This is a genomic window from Pseudomonas oryzihabitans (assembly GCF_006384975.1).
In the GTDB taxonomy this organism is placed as follows: Bacteria; Pseudomonadota; Gammaproteobacteria; order Pseudomonadales; family Pseudomonadaceae; genus Chryseomonas; species Chryseomonas psychrotolerans_B.
Genome location: NZ_CP021645.1, coordinates 2198329 through 2218555 on the forward strand (window position 1 = coordinate 2198329; position 20227 = coordinate 2218555).

Consider the following 20227-nt stretch of genomic DNA (forward strand, 5'->3'; position numbering starts at 1 on the left):
ACCTAGAGCAGCACCACATCGTACTGCTCCTGGGAATACATGGTCTCCACCTGGAATTTGACGGTACGACCGATGAAGGCTTCGAGATCGGCGACGTTGCCCGATTCCTCGTCCAGCAGCCGATCCACCACCTTCTGGTTGGCCAGCACCAGGTAGGAATTGGCCTGGTAGGCTCGCGCCTCGCGCAGGATCTCGCGGAAGATCTCGTAGCAGATGGTCTCGGCGGTGCGCAGGATGCCGCGCCCCTGGCAATTGGCGCAGGGTTCGCAGAGCACCTGGGACAGGCTTTCGCGGGTGCGCTTGCGGGTCATCTGCAACAGGCCCAACTCGGTGATGCCGATGATGTTGGTCTTGGCGTGGTCGCGCTCGAGCTGCTTCTCCAGCGTCCGGATCACCTGGCGCTGGTGCTCTTCGTCTTCCATGTCGATGAAGTCGATGATGATGATGCCGCCGAGATTGCGCAGCCGCAGCTGGCGAGCGATGGCGGTGGCGGCCTCGAGGTTGGTCTTGAAGATGGTCTCTTCCAGGGTGCGATGGCCGACGAAGGCACCGGTGTTGACGTCGATGGTGGTCATGGCCTCGGTGGGGTCTATCACCAGATAGCCACCGGACTTGAGCAGCACCTTGCGCTCCAGGGCCTTCTGGATCTCGTCTTCCACGCCATAGAGATCGAAGATCGGCCGCTCGCCGGGATAGTGCTCCAGGCGCGAAGCCACCTCGGGCATGAGTTCCTCGACGAACTGGCCGATGCGCTGGAAATTCTCGCGGCTGTCGACGCGGATCTTTTCCGTGCGCGGCCCGACCAGGTCACGCAGCGCCCGCAGTGCCAGGGTCAGGTCCTCATAGATGGGCACCGGCGTCGGCCCCTGCAGATTGCCGGAAATCTGCTGCCAGAGCCGGCGCAGGTAACGGATGTCGGCAAGGATGTCTTCCTCGCGCGCGGCCTCGGCGGCGGTACGCAGGATGAAGCCGCCCTCCTGCTCGATCCCTTCGCTTTCGACGCAGCGGGTCATGATCGCCTTGAGGCGCTCGCGCTCGGCCTCGTCCTCGATCTTCAGCGAAATGCCGACATGGGAAGTCCGCGGCATATAGACCAAGTAGCGCGAGGGGATCGACAGATGGGTGGTGAGCCGCGCGCCCTTGGTGCCTATGGGGTCCTTGGTGACCTGGACCACCAGGGTCTGGCCCTCACGCACCAGGGCGTTGATGCTCTCTACCGCCGCTCCCTCGCGCTGGGAGATCTCGGCGGCGTGGATGAAGGCCGCCCGGGCGAGCCCGATGTCGACGAAGGCCGCCTGCATGCCCGGCAGCACCCGCACCACCCGCCCACGATAGATGTTGCCGACGATGCCGCGTCTCAGGGTGCGTTCGACGTGCACCTCCTGCAGCACACCGTTTTCCACGACCGCGACACGGGACTCCATGGGAGTGATGTTGATGAGGATCTCTTCGCTCATGGAGGACTCTTGGACGACGTGGAAGGGCGGAAGAACGACCGAGGACTCGAATGCCTCAGGGTTGGGCAGTCGACAGTCCAACGGACCGCCAACAAGGGATGGCGAAAGCGCTCAGCAGTTCCGCGGTTTCGCATAGCGGCAGCCCTACGACGGCACTATAGCTACCCTGCAAGCCACGCACGAAGACCGCCCCGGCGCCCTGGATCGCGTAGCTGCCGGCTTTGTCCGCCGGCTCGCCGGTCTCCCAATAGCGCTCGGCTTCGCCGGGTGCCAGCGGACGGAACTCCACTTCCGCCGCCACCACGCGACTCAGGCAACGCTCGCCATCGGCGACGGCGACGCCCGTCACCACCCGATGACGGCGACCGCTGAGCGCAGCGAGCATGGCCAGCGCCTCGCTCCGGTCCCGGGGCTTGCCCAGCAGTCGGTCATCGAGCACCACGCAGGTATCGGCGCCCAGCACGCAGCCGTCCGCGGTGCCGGCCAGCACCTGCCAGCCCATGGCCGCCTTGGCTCGCGCCAGCCGCTCGACATAGGCGTCCGCCGCCTCGCCCGGATAGGGGGTTTCGTCCACTGTCGCGGCGACTTTTTGGAAGGCGACGCCGATCTGTTCGAGCAATTCGGCACGCCGTGGCGAGGCGGAAGCAAGGTAGAGCTGGGGCATCGACAACAACCAGACGGCAGGAGATGAGGGGAGCATGCCAGCCTGGCGCAGGTGAAACCAGCTCAGACAAGCCTTAGTTGACGCCGAATCTGAGGCGCAACCCGCGAAGCAGCAGGTAGATCCAGGGCCAGAGCAAGGCGCTGACCAGGGCCGGGGTGAGAAAGACCAGGGTCGGCGGGCGGCTGCCAGCCAGGGCGTTCAGCCACAGCGCCAGCAGTTGACCGATGCCATAGACCACCAGCAGCACGAAGCCCTGCTGCCAGATCGGAAAGGCGCGCAGCCGCGGCGCCAGGGAGCGGACCAGGAACACCACCAGACTCAGCACCAGGGCCGTTTGCCCCAGCAGACTGCCGTAGAGCACGTCTTCGGCGATACCCATCACCCAGGCGGTGAGCAGACCGACGCGATGCGGCAGGGTCAGGGTCCAGAAGGTCAACAACATCGCCAGCCACAGCGGCCGGCCGATTTCCATGAACTCCGGCATGGGCGCGACCGACAGCAGCAGGCCGACCAACAGGGTGAGCCAGATCACCCACCCGTTGTGGCCGATGCGCAGCGCCATCAACGATCACCCTCGTCCGGCAGTTCCGGGGCCTGGTGCTGAACCGCGGCGGGCAGCGGAGGCACCTTCTTCTGCGGCTGAGTGGCGGTCGCGGCCGGCTGGCCGGTCGTCGGGGTGGCGCCATGGGCCGGCGGTTTGTTTGGCGTGGCGGGATGGGCAGCGGCACCACCCTGGGTTGCCGGCGGCTTGGCAGGCGTAGCCTGGCGACTGCCGGAGCCGGCTCCTTGCGGCGGCGCGGCCGGGCGACTGCCAGAACCCGTCCCCTGCGCCGGAGTGGCCGCGGCCGGCGGCGTCGCGGCAGCGCCGGCAGCAGGCGGACTGGCCGGGACGGCCGGGCGTTGCGCGGCGTGACGATCAGCCGCTTCCTGGGCCTCGGCGGCGTCGTTGGCGCGCTGCTCGGGGGTCCGGGTGTCGCTGAATACCAGCAGCATGTAGCGGCTGCGATTGAGCTTGGCGGTGGGAATGGCGCGGACCACGGCGAAGGGTTGCCCCGAGTCGTGGATCACCTTGGACACCGTGGCCACCGGATAGCCCGCCGGGAAGCGCTGCCCCAGGCCGGAGCTCACCAGCAGGTCGCCTTCCTTGATGTCGGCGGTATCGGCCACGTAGCGCAATTCCAGGCGCTCGGGGTTGCCGGTGCCGACCGCGATGGCGCGCAACCCGTTGCGATTGACCTGGACCGGAATGCTGTGGGTCACGTCGGTGAGCAGCAGGACGCGTGCCGAATAGGGCATCACCTCCACCACCTGCCCCATCAGGCCGCTGGCGTCGAGCACCGGCTGGCCGACGAAGACGCCGTCTTTCGCGCCCTTGTCGATGATGATGCGATGGGTATAGGGATTGGGATCGACGCCGATCAGCTCGCCGACCAGCACCTTGTCGTCCACCAGCGCTGCGGAGTTGAGCAACTCGCGCAGGCGCACGTTCTGTTCGGTCAGGGCGGCGAGCTTCTGTAGCCGGCGTTGCAGCAGCAGTTGCTCGGCCTTGAGGCGTTCGTTTTCCGCCATGAGTTCGCTGCGACTGGAAAACTGGTCGCTGACCGCTTCCCAGGCGCGCACGGGGAAACCCGCCACCTCGTAAAGGGGCGACAGGACCAGCGCCAGCTGGCTGCGCACGGGTTTCAGATAGTCGAAACGCGCGTCCGTGACCATGACACCCACCGACAGGGCGGCCAGGATCAACAGACGAATGCCCAACGAAGGGCCTTTGCTGAAAATCGGCTTGATGGTGAGTTCCTCGCAGAACGCGCCCGGCGATCCGGACGCCAGGGGCGACCGGATCGGGGCCTGTAGTCTGGAACTGCCTTATTCGGTGGACAGCAGGTCCATGGCGTGGCGATCCATCATTTCCAGCGCCTTGCCGCCGCCACGGGCCACGCAGGTCAGCGGGTCCTCGGCGACGATGACCGGCAGACCGGTCTCCAGCGACAGCAGCTTGTCCAGGTCACGCAGCAGGGCGCCACCACCGGTCAACACCAGGCCACGCTCGGCGATGTCGGAGGCCAGTTCCGGCGGCGACTGCTCGAGGCAGCTCTTGACCGCCTGGACGATGGTCGCCAGGGATTCCTGCATGGCTTCGAGCACCTCGTTGGAATTGAGGGTGAAGCTGCGCGGGACACCTTCGGCAAGGTTGCGGCCACGCACATCGATCTCACGGACTTCGCCGCCCGGGTAGGCGGTACCGATTTCCTGCTTGATGCGCTCGGCGGTGGATTCGCCGATCAGGCTACCGTAGTTGCGGCGCACATAGGTGACGATGGCTTCGTCGAAGCGATCACCGCCGACGCGGACCGACTCGGCATAGACCACGCCGTTCAGGGAAATCAGCGCGATCTCGGTGGTACCTCCACCGATATCGACGACCATGGAACCATGGGCTTCCTCGACCGGCAGACCGGCGCCGATGGCCGCGGCCATCGGTTCTTCGATCAGGAACACCTCACGCGCCCCGGCACCCAGCGCGGATTCGCGAATGGCGCGGCGCTCGACCTGGGTCGACTTGCAGGGCACGCAGATCAGCACCCGCGGACTGGGCTGCAGGAAGCTGTTCTCGTGCACCTTGTTGATGAAGTACTGCAGCATCTTTTCACAGACGCTGAAGTCGGCGATGACGCCGTCCTTCATCGGGCGAATCGCGGAGATGTTGCCCGGCGTCCGACCGAGCATGCGCTTGGCATCGGTACCGACGGCGACCACGCTCTTCTGGTTGCTGTTGCCGTGGGTACGGATAGCGACCACCGAGGGCTCGTTCAGCACGATACCGCGCTCGCGGACATAAATCAGGGTGTTGGCGGTTCCCAGGTCGATCGACAGATCGCTGGAGAACATGCCACGCAATTTCTTGAACATGAGGTGACCCTAGGCGGTGACAAGCAGGCACGCGACAGGACAAACGTGCGGGTAAAAAAGTGCGGCAGACTCTAACAATCGCAGGGATTTAGGGCAAGGCGCCGATATGCTAGATTGAGAGCTTTTCCGGGCCATTAAGCCCTCGTTCAACGCGGCGCCCGACCCGTCTGCCCGTCTCCTGCATACGCGGCCACCAACCGGGTCACGCCGCCTTCCTGCTGGAGAAGCCGATGGCGCTCGAACGCACCGACGTCGAAAAGATCGCTCACCTGGCCCGCCTGGGCCTCGACGAAGCGGATCTCGCCGCTACCACCGCCACCCTCAACGATATCCTCGGCCTCGTCGACCGCATGCAGGCCGTGGACACCGCGGACATCGCCCCCCTCGCCCACCCGCTGGAAGCCACCCAGCGCCTGCGACCCGACCAGGCCACCGAAAGCAACCGGCGCGACGCCTACCAGGCCATCGCCCCCGCCGTGGAAGCAGGGCTCTACCTGGTACCCAAGGTGATCGAGTGAGACACGACATGCATCAGCTGACCCTGACCGAGATCGCCGCCGCCCTGGCCGCGAAGCAATTTTCCGCCGAAGAACTGACCCTCGGCTTGCTGCAGCGGATCGAGCAACTCGACCCGCAGCTCAACACCTTCATCACCGTGACCCGCGAGCAGGCCCTGGCGCAGGCACGCGCCGCCGATAATCGCCGCGCCGCTGGCGAGACCGGCGCCCTGCTCGGCGCGCCCATCGGCCACAAGGACCTGTTCTGCACCCAGGGCGTGCTCACCACCTGCGGTTCGAAGATTCTCACCGGCTTCGAGGCGCCCTATGACGCCACCGTGGTGGAGAAGCTGGCCGCGGCCGGCACCGTCTCCCTCGGCAAGCTGAACATGGACGAATTCGCCATGGGCTCGGCCAACGAATCCAGCCACTATGGCCCGGTGAAGAATCCCTGGGACGTCACCCGCGTGCCGGGCGGCTCCTCCGGTGGCTCCGCTGCCGCCGTGGCGGCGCGCCTCTTGCCCGCCGCGACCGGCACCGACACCGGTGGCTCGATCCGCCAGCCGGCGGCCCTGACCAACCTCACCGGCATCAAGCCCACCTATGGTCGCGTCTCGCGCTGGGGCATGATCGCCTTCGCCTCCAGCCTCGATCAGGGGGGCCCGCTGGCCCGTACCGCCGAGGATTGCGCCCTGTTGCTGCAGGCCATGGCCGGCTTCGATCCCAAGGACTCCACCAGCGTCGACCAGCCGGTGGACGACTACCGCTCCACCTTGCAGCAACCGCTGACCGGTCTGCGCATCGGCCTGCCGCGGGAGTACTTCGGCGCCGACCTGGATGCCCGCATCGGCGAGAAGGTGCTGGCCGTGGTCGAGGAGCTGAAGAAGCTCGGCGCCACCGTCAAGGACATCTCCCTGCCCAATCTGCAGCACGCCATCCCGGCCTATTACGTGATCGCCCCGGCCGAGGCCAGCTCCAACCTGTCGCGCTTCGACGGCGTGCGCTTCGGCTATCGCTGCGAGAATCCGGTCAACCTGGAGGACCTCTACAAGAGATCCCGCGGCGAAGGTTTCGGCGCGGAAGTGAAGCGCCGCATCATGGTCGGCACCTATGCCCTCTCGGCGGGCTACTACGACGCCTACTACCTCAAAGCGCAGCGTATCCGCCGGCTGATCAAGAACGACTTCGTCGCGGCCTTCGCCGAGGTCGACGTCATCCTCGGCCCGACCACGCCGAATCCGGCCTGGAAAATCGGCGCGAAGAGCAACGACCCGGTCTCCGCCTATCTCGAAGACCTCTACACCATCGCCGCCAACCTCGCCGGCATCCCCGGCCTATCGATGCCGGCCGGTTTCATCGACGGTCTGCCGGTGGGCGTGCAACTGCTCGGCAACTATTTCCAGGAAGGCCGGCTACTCAACGTCGCCCACCAGTACCAACAGGTCAGCGACTGGCATCGCCAGGCGCCGAGCGGCTTCTGAGGAAGGATAGAGACATGCAATGGGAAACCGTGATCGGGCTTGAGATCCACGCTCAGCTCAGCACCCAATCGAAGATTTTCTCGGCCAGCGCCACCAGCTTCGGCGCCGAGCCCAATGCCCACGCCAGCCTGATCGACCTCGGTATGCCCGGCACCCTGCCGGTGCTCAACGCCGAGGCCGTGCGCATGGCCTGCAAGTTCGGCCTGGCCATCGATGCCGAGATCGCCGAACGCAACGTGTTCGCGCGCAAGAACTACTTCTACCCGGACCTGCCCAAGGGCTACCAGACCAGCCAGATGGATCACCCCATCGTCGGCAAGGGCCACCTGGACATCACCCTGGAAGACGGCACCGTCAAGCGCATCGGCATCACCCGCGCGCACCTGGAAGAGGATGCCGGCAAGAGCCTGCACGAAGACTTCCACGGCATGAGCGGCATCGACCTGAACCGCGCCGGCACCCCGCTGCTGGAGATCGTCTCCGAGCCGGATATCCGCAGTGCCAAGGAAGCCGTGGCCTACGTCAAGGCCATCCATGCCCTGGTGCGCTACCTGGGCATCTGCGACGGCAATATGGCCGAGGGCTCCTTGCGTTGCGACTGCAACGTCTCGGTACGGCCCAAGGGCCAGGAAGCCTTCGGCACCCGCGCCGAGATCAAGAACGTCAACTCCTTCCGCTTCATCGAGAAGGCCATCAACCACGAGGTCCAGCGCCAGATCGAATTGATCGAGGACGGCGGCACCGTCGTGCAGGAAACTCGCCTGTACGATCCGAACAAGGACGAGACCCGTTCCATGCGCAGCAAGGAGGAAGCCAACGACTACCGTTACTTCCCCTGCCCCGACCTCTTGCCGGTGGTGATCGAGCCGGCCTTCCTCGCCGAGGTGCGCAGCCAGTTGCCCGAGCTGCCGACCGAGAAGCGCGATCGCTTCCAGAGCGAGTACGGCCTGTCGGTCTATGACGCCAGCGTGCTGTCCGCCAGCCGCGAACTGGCCGACTACTTCGAGGAAGTCCAGCGGGTGAGCGGCGATGCCAAGTTGGCCGCCAACTGGGTGATGGGCGAGTTGTCCAGCCTGCTCAACAAGCAGGACCTGGAGATCGGCCAGTCGCCGGTGAGCGCGGCCCAGCTGGGCGGCCTGATCCTGCGCATCAAGGACGACACCATCTCCGGCAAGATCGCCAAGATGGTCTTCGAGGCCCTGGCTGCCGGCGAAGGTGAGAGCGCCGATGCCATCATCGAAGCCAAGGGGCTCAAGCAGGTCACCGACAGCGGCGCCATCGAGGCCATGCTGGACGAGGTCCTGGCCGCCAACGCCGCCCAGGTCGAGCAGTACCGCGCCAGCGACGAAGCCAAGCGCGGCAAGATGTTCGGCTTCTTCGTCGGCCAGGCGATGAAGGCCTCCAAGGGCAAGGCCAACCCCGGCCAGGTCAACCAGTTGCTCAAGCAGAAACTGGAAGGCTGACGGCGGTCGCACGGGGTAGCGGAGCGGGGCTGACAGCCCCGCTCCAAGCCCTTAAGCTGCTGGCGGTCGTTTTGCCAAGAGGCATCGAGATGCATCGTATCCACCGGGCCGGACTGCTGTCACTGGCCCTGCTGTTCGCCGGCTGCGCCAGCCATGACCGCTTCCCGCCCACGCTCTCCTCCAGCGCCGCCCACGATTATCACGACGTCGGCGTGGCGTCCTTCTACTCCAAATGGCACGCCGGACGTCGCACCGCCAGCGGCGAGAAATACGATCCCAACGCCCTCACCGCCGCCCATCGCACCCTGCCCTTCGGCACCCGCGTCCAGGTTACCAACCTGGATAACGGTCGCAGCGTCATCGTCCGTATCAATGATCGCGGCCCTACGGTGCATCGGCGCCTGATCGACCTGTCGCGCAGCGCAGCCGATCGCCTCGACATGGTGGCCGACGGTACGGCGAAGGTCAGCATCTACAGTCTCAATTGATCCCCGCGCGAATCGTCTAGTGCCGACAAGGCGGGGCATAGGCCCACAGCCAACGCGGCGGTGCGGAGGCAAGACGTCTGGCAATAGCGGTATAGCCAGGGTCGAGCAGACTGGCCGACCAGTACAGGGCCTTGGCACTCACCGGATCCCAGGGACCGGAAAAACCAGGTAGTCCGGCCTGGGCGCGCTGGGCATCGAAGCGCACCGTCGAATGCTGGAATTCCTCATGGCTGCGCTGCCCTTGCGCATAGGGCAATAGCCAATCGAGCGCCGCGGCCAGGGTTTGGCCTTCCCGCCCCGGCAGCCGCAACCAATTCTCGCCCCGCCCCTGAGCGACCGCCGCGGCCAGCACCAGGGGTTCGAGGTCATAGACGACATAGTGCAGGGCATCGCGCTGAGTGAAGTCGAGTACCTCGCCATCGGGCCTTACGTTGGCCGACAGCTGGGCCACGAAGGCCATGCGGACCCGGGCGAACAGCGCCTCGTCATTCAGGGCGCTGGCCGCCAGCACGGCCAGCTTGACCCTATGGCTCTGCCAATTGTTGCTCCAGACGCCACGGGCATCGCCGCGATGGGCCTCCATCCAGTCCAGATAACCACGCGCCAGTTGCTCGATGAAGACGCGCGTGCGCTGGGCCGTCGCCTTGGGAAGATCAGCCGCCGCCAGCCGATAGGCAACGATTAGATTGCCGAGACTCGTCTCGTCGATGGGATCGAAGCTCGGTCGATACGTCTGCGCCCAGGCATCGAAGTAGCCCGCCAGCCGCGTCAAAGCCGCGGCATCATGGGCGTCCCGCCAAGCCAATGCCAGATCCAGCATGTAACTGAAATCGCGCACGGCCGCGGCAGACTGATCGTGGCTGCCGGTGTGGGGCAAGGTCCCCTCGGTATGGATGACCGGCAGCGCCTGGGGGCCTGGCGCCGGAGGGTTGCTGGCCGCCCGTACCAGCGCGACCGCCGAGGGCGGATTTGCCGCCAGGCAGGTCGCGCTTCCCGGTGTTGCGGCGAGCGCGAGAAACAGGACGGCTGCGGTCATAGGGCGAACCTTGACTAGAACATTGGCCGAAGGCATGCACCAGGCTGGCCAGGTCTTGGCGTGCTCTGCCGGAAGCGCACGAATCTGGCAGAGCGGCCTTAGCAGCGAATTAAAGCCAGCAGACTGGAGGCCATACCGCATCCATCCCTGACTGCAGAACGGGCAGAAAAAAGCCCACGACCAGCAGGCTGGTGGTGGGCTCTGCAGCTGCAGGGACGGGCCGAGGGCCGCCCCGCCGTTTGTGCTTACTGCGGGCCGAGCTTGTCCATCAGCGCCGCCAGCCGCTCGTACTCGTCCTGCTTGAGATCGGTCAGCGGGGTACGCACCGGACCGGCGTCGTAGCCTGCGATCCTGGCGCCCGCCTTGACGATGCTCACGGCGTAGCCGGCGCAGCGGTTGCGGATCTCCAGGTAGGGCAGGAAGAAGTCGTCGATCAACTTGCCGACGGTCTCGTGATCGTCACGGGCGATGGCTTCGTAGAACTGCACGGCGGTCTTGGGAATGAAGTTGAACACGGCCGAGGAATAGACCGGTACACCCAATGCCTTGTAGGCGGCGGCATAGACCTCGGCGGTGGGCAGGCCGCCCAAGTAGCTGAAGCGATCGCCCAGCCGACGACGGATAGCGACCATGAGTTCGATGTCGCCCAGGCCGTCCTTGTAGCCGATCAGGTTGGGGCAGCGCTCGGCCAGTTGCTCCAGGTGCTGGGGCTGCAGGCGGCAGACGTTGCGGTTGTAGACGACCACGCCGATCTTGACCGATTTACAGACGGCTTCGACATGGGCGGCGACACCGTCCTGGCTGGCTTCGGTCAGGTAATGCGGCAACAGCAGCAGGCCTTTGGCGCCCAGCCGCTCGGCCTCCTGGGCATAGGCGATGGCCTGACGCGTGGAGCCGCCGACACCGGCCAGGATCGGCACGCTGCCCTGGCAGGTGTCCACCGCGGTCTTGATGATGCTGCGGTATTCACTGGCTTCCAGCGAGAAGAATTCCCCGGTGCCACCGGCGGCGAACAGCGCGGTGGCGCCATAGGGAGCCAGCCACTCCAGGCGCTTGGCATAGGTATCGGGGCGGAAGTCGCCTTGAGCATCGAAGTCGGTCAGCGGGAAGGACAGCAGACCGGAAGAGAGGACGTGTTTGAGTTCTTGTGGAGTCATCTGGATGCCTCGGCGTAAGTTGGACTGAGGTGCGGCTATTCCGCCACCTGTTGTAAGTCATCGTACAACCTATTTCGTGGGAGGAGCAAGTCCTCCCCGGTAAAATGCTCTGCGCGAGTCGAAGCCGGCTATCTAGACCTCTTCGACTTGCCGTTCCATCTCTTCGTGGGCACGTCGCAGACGCTCGCGACTGTTGCTCAGGTGCAGACGCATGGTCGAACGGGCCGCTTCCACATCACCCTCTTCGATGGCCTGGACGATGGCCTCATGCTCGGCATCCAGGCGCGTCTGATAGCGTTGCTGGTCATCGTGCGCCAGGTAGGCGGAGTTGAGTCGGGTACGGGGAATGAGCACCGTGCCCAGATAGCTCATGATGTCGCTGAAATAGCGGTTACCCGTGGAGCTGGCGATCAGCAAATGCAATTCCAGATCGGCGCTTACCGCACGATCCGGTTGCTCAACGCCATTGCGCATGGTCTCCAGCAGGCTCCACATGGCGCGCAGCTGCTCCTCGGAACGGCGCTGCGCAGCAAGACCGGCCGCCTCGACCTCCAGGCTGATGCGCAATTCGAGCATCGCCAGGACATCCTTGAGGGTAATGATGGTGGCGGGATCGATCAGCAGCGGCGACTCGGCACGCCGCTCCAGCACGAAGGTGCCGATACCGTGCCGCGTTTCCACGTAACCACCGGCCTGCAGCCGAGAGATGGCTTCCCGCACAACCGTACGACTTACGCCTTGAGCTTGCATGATGGCCGACTCTGTAGGCAGCTTGTCGCCCGGCTGAAATTGACCCTCGCTGATCTGCTCGATCAGCACCATAACAACTTCTTCAGCCAGGCTGCGTGGTCTTTTACGGGGGCGGGAAAAAATGGGTGCAGACATATTTTTTTACCAATTAGAAAGGTCTATCGAAAGCATAGCATTCACCCTCTTGCTAACACCCGATCTAGACCGCCCAGTCCATATCAGGATACGTCATCCACTGCTCTGGGGCGCAGCTCTTGATCCTCCAACAATAGATATCGACGATGATAGGCGCGTAGGCTCGGACGATGGCCGACACTTATCAAGGTAAGGCCGGGATTCTCCGCCAGGAGCCGATGGTAGAGTGCTCGCTCATCCGCTTCGCTGAGCGCTGAACTGGCTTCGTCCAGGAACAACCAGTCGGGCGCATAGAGCAGGGCCCGGGCCAGGGCTACGCGCTGCTGCTCACCCGGCGACAGGGTGCGCTCCCAATGACGATTTTCGTCCAGGTGCTCGCAGAGGTGCTCGAGGCGGCATTGCTGGAGCACTTCCACCAGGCGCTCGTCGGAATAGGCTTCCACTGGCTGTGGATAGGCCAGCGCCTCGCGCAGGGTGCCGATGGGGAGATAGGGCTGTTGCGGCAGGAACAGTTGCCGCCCATCGGGCACGGCGATACCACCCTGCCCTTGCCGCCAGAGTCCGGCCAGGGCGCGCAGCAGGGTACTTTTGCCGCTACCCGAGGCGCCCTCGATCAACAGGTGTTCGCCACGGGCGATGCGCAGGTCGGTGGGATGCAGCAGCAAGCGGCCGGCAGCGCCCAGGGTGAGACCTTCCAGCACCAGGTCACTGTCGCTGGTACGGGGCACCAGGATGTCAGTCTCCTGGCTGAATTCGGCCATGGTTTCGCGGAAGGTCAGCAGACGATCACTGATGGCGCGCCAGGAGGCCAGGCTGACATAGGCGTCGACGAACCAGCTGAGGCTCTCCTGGACGTTGCCGAAGGCTGAGTTGATCTGCATCAGGTCACCCAGCTGGATCTTGCCCGAGAAGTAGCGTGGCGCGGCCAGGACGAAGCCGGCGATGATGGCGATCTGGCTGTAGCCGGCGGTGAAGAAGGTCAAGCGCTTGGTGTAGTTCATCACCAGATGGTAGTTGCCCCAGACATAGCCGAAGCGGTCCAGCAGCCGCCGGTGCTCGTTGGCCTCGCCACGGAACAGGGCGACGCTCTCGGCCTTCTCGCGGACGCGGATCAGGCCGAAACGCAGGTCGGCTTCGTAGCGCTGCTGCTGGTTGTACAGCCCGATCAGCCGGCGCCCGATGAGGTGGGTGAGCCAGGTGCCGACGGTGGCGTAGATCAGCGCGGCCCAGAACATATAGGCAGGGATGGTGATGCCGAACAGAGTGATGTCGCCGGAAATACCGAACAGGATGACGCTGAAGGACACCAGACTGACCACGGTGCGAATGAAGCCCAGCCCCAGGCTCAGAGTGGTTTCGGCGAAGTCGCGGATGTCCTCGGTCAGCCGCTGGTCGGGGTTGTCGGCACCGCCTTCGCGTTCGAGCTGGTAGTAGTTGCGATCGGACAGCCAGAGGCCGAAGTGCTTTTCGGTCAACCAACGCCGCCAGTTGATGGTCAGTGCCTGGGTCAGGTAGAGCCGGTACACGGCCAGCAGGATGGCAGTGGCCGCCAGGCCGCAGAAATACAGCATCAGCCGGATGAAAGCGGCCAGATCGCGGGTTTGCAGGGCATCGTAGAAATAGCGATACCAGGTATTCAGGGCAACCGACAGGCCCACGCCGGCCAGGGACAGGGCGATGACCACGCCCAGCAGGAGCCAGGCCTTACCCTTCTCTTCACTGCGCCAGTAGGGGGTGATCAACGCCCAGACACGGGCCAGGAAATGCCCGCGGGAAGCTCCGTAGACGGAGGGCACGGGTACGGCGGATTCGGACATGCTCGGACTCTCAAAGACTGCTCAACGAGACGCCTGCACAGCCTATGCCGGAATGCCTGAACGAATTCTGACTGAAACAATGTAACAGTCATCACCCGCCGAGCCGGGGACGATGAAGGTCCGTCAGCGCCGGACCGGGCGCTTCTGCAACTTACGCTGCAGGGTCCGGCGGTGCATGCCGAGGGCCCGGGCGGTGGCCGAGATATTGCCCTCGTGCTCCGCCAGCACCCGCTGGATGTGCTCCCACTGCAGGCGATCCACCGACATGGGATTATCCGGCACCAGGGTGTCGAGGTCGGCGTGCTGGGCCAGCAAGGCGGCCAGGACGTCGTCGGCATCGGCCGGCTTGCACAGATAGTTGGTGGCGCCGCGCTTGATGGCTTCCACGGCGGTGGCGATGCTGGAATAGCCGGTCAGCAGCACCACGCGCATTTCCGGATGCAGCTCCAACAGCTTGGGCAGGAGCACCAGGCCGGAGTCGCCTTCCATCTTCAGGTCGAGCACGGCGTAGTCCGGCAGGTCGTCCTTGGCCAGTTGCAGGCCTTCTTCGGCGCTGTCGGCGATGGACACGCGCAGGCCGCGGCGATCCATGGCCCGGGCCATGACCCGGGTGAAGGTGGGATCGTCATCGACCAGCAGGATATGGGGCTGGTCGTCGAAACCGTTGTTGAGGTCTTCAGTCATAGAAATCTCCAGGCATTCACGCCAGGGCGTAGTGCCGCGGCAGGCGCAATTCGGTGAGGGTGCCGCCTTCCTCATGATTGTAGAGCTTGACCGTGCCACCCGCGCGGGTGACGCTGGCCTGGCTGAGGAACAGACCCAGACCGAAGCCCTTGCCCTTGGTGGTGAAGAAGGGTTTGCCGAGCTGCTCGGCGATGGCCAGAGGCACCCCGGCGCCGTGGTCGCGGATCGACAGGCACAGCTCACGCGCATCCCAGTGCAAGCGAAGGCCAAGGTTCTCCGGGCAGGCATCGGCGGCGTTGTTGAGTAGATTCAGCAGCGCCTGGGTAAGTTCGACGGGGGGCGTCAGCCGGGGCGGCGCGCCTAGGCTCGCCACCTCGAAGCTGTAGGTGGCTTCCGGTCGCATCAGGTGCCAGCGATCCATGGTCGCCTCCAGCCACTCCACGACGGTCTGCTCCTGCAGGGTCTGGCGCCGATCAGCTTCGGCGGCGCGTACCAGTTGCTGCAGGGTCTGCTTGCACTGGCCGACCTGGGCCTGCAACAGCGCCAGGTCTTCGCTCAGGGTCGGCTGATCCGCATGTTCCTGCTGCAACTCCTTGAGCAGGACGCTCATGGTGGACAGCGGCGTGCCCAGTTCGTGGGCGGCCCCGGCGGCCTGGGTGGCCACGGCCAGGAGTTGCTGGTCACGCATGGCTTGCTCGCGGCGCTGGGCCTGCAGACTCTCCTGCTCGCGCAGGGCGGTGGCCATCCGCGCGACGAACAAGGTAATGACCGCTGCCGACAGGGCGAAGCTCAACCACATGCCGTAGCTCAGCACGGCGCCATCGTTGGCCACCAGCAGATGCAACGGCTCGTAGGAAAGCAGCATCAGCGAGAAGACGGTAAGGGTCAGGGCCGCCAGTATCAGGGTGTAGAGCCAGGGCAGTGTCGCCGCGGCGATGGTCAGGGGCACCAGGTAATAGGAAGCGAAGGGATTGGTGGGCCCACCGGCGAAATACAGCAGCGCACTGTGGATGGCCAGATCACAGCCCAGATGCGCGGCATATTCCTGCTCGGTGACCGGCCAGGAACGCGTCAGCCGCAGGGCGGCGAACAGGCAGAGCACCGCCGAGACACCCAGGGTGATGGCCAAGGCGGTCCAGGGCAATTGGACGATGCCGGACAAGCGGGCGATCCCCACCGAGCCGGCCTGGGCGGCCAGGACCAGCACGCGAATGAGTACCAGACGCCCAAGATTCTGGCGATTGGCAGACAACCATTGAACGGGCAAGGAGAACATGCGGGGTTCCAGACGCAGGAGACGATCGAGACGGCCACCACCAGTGGCGCGCTCGTCAGAACAGACTGACATTATAGCGAGCGCCATCCGCCTTCAGCCGCCGACGCGGCAAAGCGACGCACCATCCGCCGTGACCGTGGTCCCAAGGCTTTCGTACTGCCAATCAGGAGTTCACCATGACCTTTCCCCTACGCCCGTTCATGCTGGGCGCCGCCCTGTTCAGCGCCGTCGTCGCCACCACGTCCCAAGCCGATGAGGCACGTTACAACCAGGTCAGCCTGAGGGCCGAGGTCAGCCGTGAGATACCGCGCGACCGCATGCAGGTCATGCTCTATACCGAGAGCCAAGGCCAGGACCCGGCGGCGCTCGCCAGCGAAACCACCAAGACCCTCAATGCCGCCCTGGAGCAGGCGCGCAAGGTAGCGGACGTGAGCGTTTCCTTAGGTAACCGCAACACCTACCCGGTCTACGAAGACCAGGGCCGCGCCATCACCGCTTGGCGCGAGCGCGGTGAAGTGCGCCTGGAAAGCGCGGATTTCGCTGCGCTGTCCAAGCTGACCGGTGAACTGCTCGGCAACCTGAAGATGGGCAACCTGCAATTCACCATCGCCGACGGTACCCGCAAGCAGCAGGAGGATGCGCTGTTCAAGGACGCCGTGGCCGCCTTCAAGGCTCGCGCCCAATTGGCTACCGAAGCCCTGGGCGGCACCGGCTATCGCATCGTCAACCTGGATCTAGGCACCAGTGGCGTGCCCCAACCAATGCCCGTGCTGCGCATGTCGGCGATGAAGGCTGCCGGTGATGCCGTGACGCCCGACGTGGCCCCTGGCACCACCACGGTCGAGGTCGCGGCAGGTGGTACCATCCAGGTACAAATGCCCTGATATAGTGCAAAAAAGTAACAATGCTGTTTCTGTGCGCTCTTTTAGGGCGCACAGATGGCTGTCGTGGAGAGACTCGACTTATATCTTTGCGACATCCGCTTTTCGTTTGTGTCTCTTCATGTCTATAGCTCCTTTGAGCTATGCACATGGGCATGAGCTGTGCATGTGGGCTTGTCTGTCCACAAGACATCGGTAATCTGTTTCGCAACACTACCGGGTGTTGCGTCACCCCCAATCTGAGGTCTCCATGCACAAAAAAATACTCGCTGCCCTGATCGCTTCCAGCCTGCTGGCCGGAGCACCCCTGGCCCAGGCGGCCAATCTGGTGTTCTGCTCCGAGGGCAGCCCGGCCGGTTTCGACCCGGCGCAATACACCACCAGCACCGATTGGGACGCCTCAGCCGAAACCGTGTTCAATGAGCTGGTGCAGTTCGAGCGTGGCGGCACCCAGGTCAAGCCGGGTCTGGCCGAGAGCTGGGACATCAGCCCGGACAACAAGACCTATACCTTCCACCTGCGCCCGGGCGTGAAGTTCCACACCACCGACTACTTCAAGCCCACCCGTGATTTCAACGCCGACGACGTGGTCTTCACCTTCAAGCGCATGCTGGACAAGAACCAGCCGTTCCGTAAGGCCTACCCCACCGAATTCCCCTACTTCACCGACATGGGCCTGGACAAGAACATCCAGTCGGTGGAAAAGGTCGACGATCACACCGTGCGCATCCACCTGAAGGATGTCGATGCCGCCTTCCTGCAGAACGTGGCCATGCCCTTCGCGGTGATCCTCTCCGCCGAATACGCCGACCAGTTGCTCAAACAGGGCAAGGCCGCCGAGATCAACCAGAAGCCCATCGGCACTGGCCCCTTCGTCTTCAGCCGCTACCAGAAGGATGCGGTGATCCGCTTCAAGGCCAATCCCGACTACTGGGACAAGGCCGACGGTCCCAAGGTGGACAACCTGATCTTCTCCATCAACACCGATCCTTCGGTACGCATCCAGAAGCTGAAGGCCGGCGAATGCCAGATCACCGCCTATCCGCGGCCTGCCGACCTGGAAGGCCTGAAGAAGGACCCCAGCCTGAAGATGCCCTCGCAGCCCGGTTTCAACGAGGGCTGGGTGGGCTTCAACGTCAAGCATGCGCCGCTGGACAAGGTCGAGGTGCGCCAGGCGCTGGACATGGCCATCAACAAGAAGGCCATCATCGATACCGTCTACCAGGGTGCCGGCCAGGAAGCGGTCAACGCCATGCCGCCGACCCAGTGGTCCTATGACACCTCGATCAAGGCCGTGCCTTACGATCCGGCCAAGGCCAAGGCGCTGCTGGAAAAGGCTGGCGTCAAGGAGGGCACCGAGATCACCCTCTGGGCCATGCCGGTGCAGCGCCCCTACAACCCCAATGCGCGGCTGATGGCCGAGATGATCCAGCAGGATTGGGCCAAGGTCGGCATCAAGGCCAAGATCGTCAGCTACGAATGGGGCGAGTACATCAAGCGTGCCCACAACGGCGAGCAGGATGCCCTGCTGATCGGCTGGAGCGGCGACAATGGTGATCCGGACAACTGGCTGGGCACCAACTTCGGCTGCGACGCGGTCGGCGGCAACAACTTCTCCATGTGGTGCTACAAGCCCTACGAGGATCTGATCCAGGCCGCCAAGCGCACCACCGACCAGGCCAAGCGTACCGAGCTCTACCAGCAGGCCCAGCAGATCATCATGCAGCAGCGGCCCCTGGCTCCGATCGCCCACTCGACCATCTATATGCCCATGCGCAAAGAGGTCGAGGGCTTCAAGATAAGTCCGTTCGGACTGAACCAGTTCTACGGCGTCAGCGTCAGCAAGTGATCCACGCGGATACGACCGGCCCCTAAGGGGGGCGGTCGTATCCCTTTGTTGACCGACGGAGAACCCCCTCATGCGTCCCATCCACGCCTCTTCCTTGCTGGCGGCGGCCTTGCTCGCCTCCGCGCCGCTGGCCCAGGCCGCCAGCAGCCTCGTCTATTGCTCGGAAGCCAGCCCCGCCGGTTTCGATCCGGCGCAATACACCTCGGGTACCGAGTTCGATGCCTCGGCCGAGACGGTCTTCAATCGCCTGGTGCAGTTCCAGCGTGGCGGCACCACCCTGGAGCCGGGCCTGGCGACCGGCTGGGATGTGAGTGCGGATGGCAAGATCTACACCTTCCACCTACGCTCCGGGGTGAAGTTCCACACCACCGATTACTTCAAGCCCACGCGCGACTTCAACGCCGACGACGTGGTCTTCACCTTCCAGCGCATGCTGGACAAGAACCAGCCGTTCCGTAAGGCCTACCCCACCGAATTCCCCTACTTCACCGACATGGGGCTGGACCAGAACATCGCCCAGGTAGCCAAGGTCGACGACCAGACCGTGGTCTTCACCCTGAAGCAAGTGGATGCCGCCTTCGCCGCCGATCTGGCCATGAGCTTCGCCTCCATCCAGTCGGCCGAGTACGCCGATCAGCTACTCAAAGAGGGCAAGCCGGAGCTGCTCAACCAGCAGCCCATCGGCACCGGCCCCTTCGTCTTCAGCCGCTACCAGAAGGATGCGGTGATCCGCTACAAGGGCAACCGCGACTACTGGAAGCCCGAGGACGTCAAGCTCGACAACCTGATCTTCGCCATCACCCCCGACGCCGCGACCCGCCTGCAGAAGCTCAAGGCCGACGAGTGCCAGATCAGTGGCTATGCCCGCCCGGCGGACCTGGTGGAGATGAAGCGGGATCCACAGCTCAAGGTGCTGGAGCAGCCGGGCTTCAATGTCGGCTTCCTCGCCTACAACGTGCAGCATCCGCCGCTGGACAAACCCGAGGTGCGCCGCGCCCTGGACATGGCCATCAACAAGCAGGCCATCGTCGACACGGTATTCCAGGGTGCCGGTCAGGTGGCGCAGAACGTGATCCCGCCGAATCAGTGGTCCTACGACAAGCGCATCAAGGGCGCCCCCTACGATCCGGAAAAGGCCAGGGCGCTGCTCAAGCAGGCCGGGGTCAAGGACGGCACCGAGATCGCCCTCTGGGCCATGACGGTGCAGCGCGCCTCCAACCCCAACGCCCGCCAGTCGGCGCAGATGATCCAGCAGGACTGGGCCAAGGTCGGCATCAAGGCCAGGATCGTCAGCTACGAATGGGGCGAGTACATCAAGAGAGCCAAGGCCGGCGAACACGATGTGCTGACCTATGGCTGGACCGGCGACAACGGCGATCCGGACAACTGGCTGGGCGTGCTCTACGGCTGCAGCGCCATTGGCGGCAGCAACTATGCGCGCTGGTGCGACCAGGACTACGACGCTCTCATCCAGCGAGCCAAAACCAGCAATGATCGCGCCGAGCGCACCCGTCTCTATGAGCGGGCTCAGCAGATCATTCGCCAGCAAATGCCAGTGAGCCCCATGGCCCACTCGGTAGTGTCCCAGCCCATGCGCAAGGACGTGCAGGGTTTCAAGATCAACCCCTTCGGTGTCACCGGTTTCTATGGCGTAAGCCTAGACCGTTGATCCTTTCCGGCCC

The 20227-nt window shown here is 64.4% G+C and carries 17 protein-coding genes and 1 pseudogene; 7 read left to right on the forward strand and 11 right to left on the reverse strand.

What is annotated here, in order from left to right:
• Window positions 1-2: 2 nt before the first annotated feature.
• The 5 genes and pseudogenes from rng to mreB form a co-directional block, all read right to left on the reverse strand.
• A complete protein-coding gene (gene rng / locus CCZ28_RS09745) occupies window positions 3-1457 on the reverse strand; it encodes a ribonuclease G (protein WP_140217633.1) in 1455 nt (484 codons plus the stop codon).
• 55 nt (window positions 1458-1512) lie between these two features.
• Window positions 1513-2121, reverse strand: coding sequence for a Maf family protein (locus CCZ28_RS09750; protein ID WP_140217634.1), 609 nt, complete (start codon window positions 2119-2121; stop codon window positions 1513-1515).
• A 73-nt stretch (window positions 2122-2194) separates the two neighbouring features.
• Window positions 2195-2683 carry a rod shape-determining protein MreD gene (gene mreD / locus CCZ28_RS09755; protein WP_140217635.1) on the reverse strand — a complete coding sequence of 163 codons (489 nt, stop codon included), beginning with the start codon at window positions 2681-2683 and terminating at the stop codon, window positions 2195-2197.
• 215 nt (window positions 2684-2898) lie between these two features.
• A pseudogene (gene mreC, locus CCZ28_RS09760) lies at window positions 2899-3861 on the reverse strand (rod shape-determining protein MreC); the annotation flags it as partial.
• Between the two features lie 126 nt (window positions 3862-3987).
• Entirely contained in the window at window positions 3988-5031 is a 1044-nt protein-coding gene (gene mreB / locus CCZ28_RS09765) for a rod shape-determining protein MreB (protein WP_058760126.1), read from the reverse strand.
• A gap of 230 nt (window positions 5032-5261) precedes the next feature.
• Between mreB and gatC the strand changes: the two genes are divergently transcribed.
• The 4 genes from gatC (at window position 5262) to CCZ28_RS09785 (ending at window position 8960) form a co-directional block, all read left to right on the forward strand.
• Window positions 5262-5549, forward strand: coding sequence for an Asp-tRNA(Asn)/Glu-tRNA(Gln) amidotransferase subunit GatC (gatC, locus tag CCZ28_RS09770; protein ID WP_140217637.1), 288 nt, complete (start codon window positions 5262-5264; stop codon window positions 5547-5549).
• A gap of 8 nt (window positions 5550-5557) precedes the next feature.
• Window positions 5558-7009 carry an Asp-tRNA(Asn)/Glu-tRNA(Gln) amidotransferase subunit GatA gene (gatA, locus tag CCZ28_RS09775; protein WP_140217638.1) on the forward strand — a complete coding sequence of 484 codons (1452 nt, stop codon included), beginning with the start codon at window positions 5558-5560 and terminating at the stop codon, window positions 7007-7009.
• Between the two features lie 14 nt (window positions 7010-7023).
• Entirely contained in the window at window positions 7024-8472 is a 1449-nt protein-coding gene (gatB, locus tag CCZ28_RS09780) for an Asp-tRNA(Asn)/Glu-tRNA(Gln) amidotransferase subunit GatB (protein ID WP_140217639.1), read from the forward strand.
• Window positions 8473-8561: 89 nt separating this feature from the next.
• The gene (locus CCZ28_RS09785) at window positions 8562-8960 is read left to right on the forward strand and encodes a septal ring lytic transglycosylase RlpA family protein (protein WP_140217640.1); all 399 of its coding nucleotides are present in this window, start codon (window positions 8562-8564) and stop codon (window positions 8958-8960) included.
• Between the two features lie 16 nt (window positions 8961-8976).
• Here CCZ28_RS09785 and CCZ28_RS09790 read toward each other — a convergent pair whose 3' ends face one another.
• The 6 genes from CCZ28_RS09790 to CCZ28_RS09815 all read right to left on the reverse strand — a co-directional run bounded on the left by CCZ28_RS09790 (window position 8977) and on the right by CCZ28_RS09815 (window position 15815).
• Window positions 8977-9996 (reverse strand): alginate lyase family protein, encoded by a 1020-nt coding sequence (locus tag CCZ28_RS09790; RefSeq protein WP_205894657.1) that lies wholly within the window; start codon window positions 9994-9996, stop codon window positions 8977-8979.
• A 245-nt stretch (window positions 9997-10241) separates the two neighbouring features.
• Complete coding sequence (gene kdgD / locus CCZ28_RS09795; RefSeq protein WP_140217642.1) at window positions 10242-11153, reverse strand: 5-dehydro-4-deoxyglucarate dehydratase; 912 nt, start codon at window positions 11151-11153, stop codon at window positions 10242-10244.
• A gap of 132 nt (window positions 11154-11285) precedes the next feature.
• Window positions 11286-12038 carry a FadR/GntR family transcriptional regulator gene (locus CCZ28_RS09800; RefSeq protein ID WP_140217643.1) on the reverse strand — a complete coding sequence of 251 codons (753 nt, stop codon included), beginning with the start codon at window positions 12036-12038 and terminating at the stop codon, window positions 11286-11288.
• Between the two features lie 83 nt (window positions 12039-12121).
• Window positions 12122-13855 (reverse strand): ABC transporter ATP-binding protein/permease, encoded by a 1734-nt coding sequence (locus CCZ28_RS09805; protein WP_140217644.1) that lies wholly within the window; start codon window positions 13853-13855, stop codon window positions 12122-12124.
• A gap of 123 nt (window positions 13856-13978) precedes the next feature.
• On the reverse strand, window positions 13979-14539 hold the full coding sequence (locus CCZ28_RS09810; protein ID WP_140217645.1) for a response regulator transcription factor: 561 nt from the start codon (window positions 14537-14539) through the stop codon (window positions 13979-13981).
• A gap of 16 nt (window positions 14540-14555) precedes the next feature.
• On the reverse strand, window positions 14556-15815 hold the full coding sequence (locus CCZ28_RS09815; RefSeq protein WP_140217646.1) for an ATP-binding protein: 1260 nt from the start codon (window positions 15813-15815) through the stop codon (window positions 14556-14558).
• A gap of 176 nt (window positions 15816-15991) precedes the next feature.
• Between CCZ28_RS09815 and CCZ28_RS09820 the strand changes: the two genes are divergently transcribed.
• The 3 genes from CCZ28_RS09820 (at window position 15992) to CCZ28_RS09830 (ending at window position 20214) form a co-directional block, all read left to right on the forward strand.
• Window positions 15992-16699 (forward strand): SIMPL domain-containing protein, encoded by a 708-nt coding sequence (locus CCZ28_RS09820; protein WP_140217647.1) that lies wholly within the window; start codon window positions 15992-15994, stop codon window positions 16697-16699.
• 247 nt (window positions 16700-16946) lie between these two features.
• Window positions 16947-18545, forward strand: a complete 1599-nt coding sequence (locus CCZ28_RS09825; protein WP_140217648.1) for an ABC transporter substrate-binding protein — start codon at window positions 16947-16949, stop codon at window positions 18543-18545.
• A gap of 70 nt (window positions 18546-18615) precedes the next feature.
• A complete protein-coding gene (locus CCZ28_RS09830; protein WP_140217649.1) occupies window positions 18616-20214 on the forward strand; it encodes an ABC transporter substrate-binding protein in 1599 nt (532 codons plus the stop codon).
• The last annotated feature ends 13 nt before the right edge of the window (window positions 20215-20227 follow it).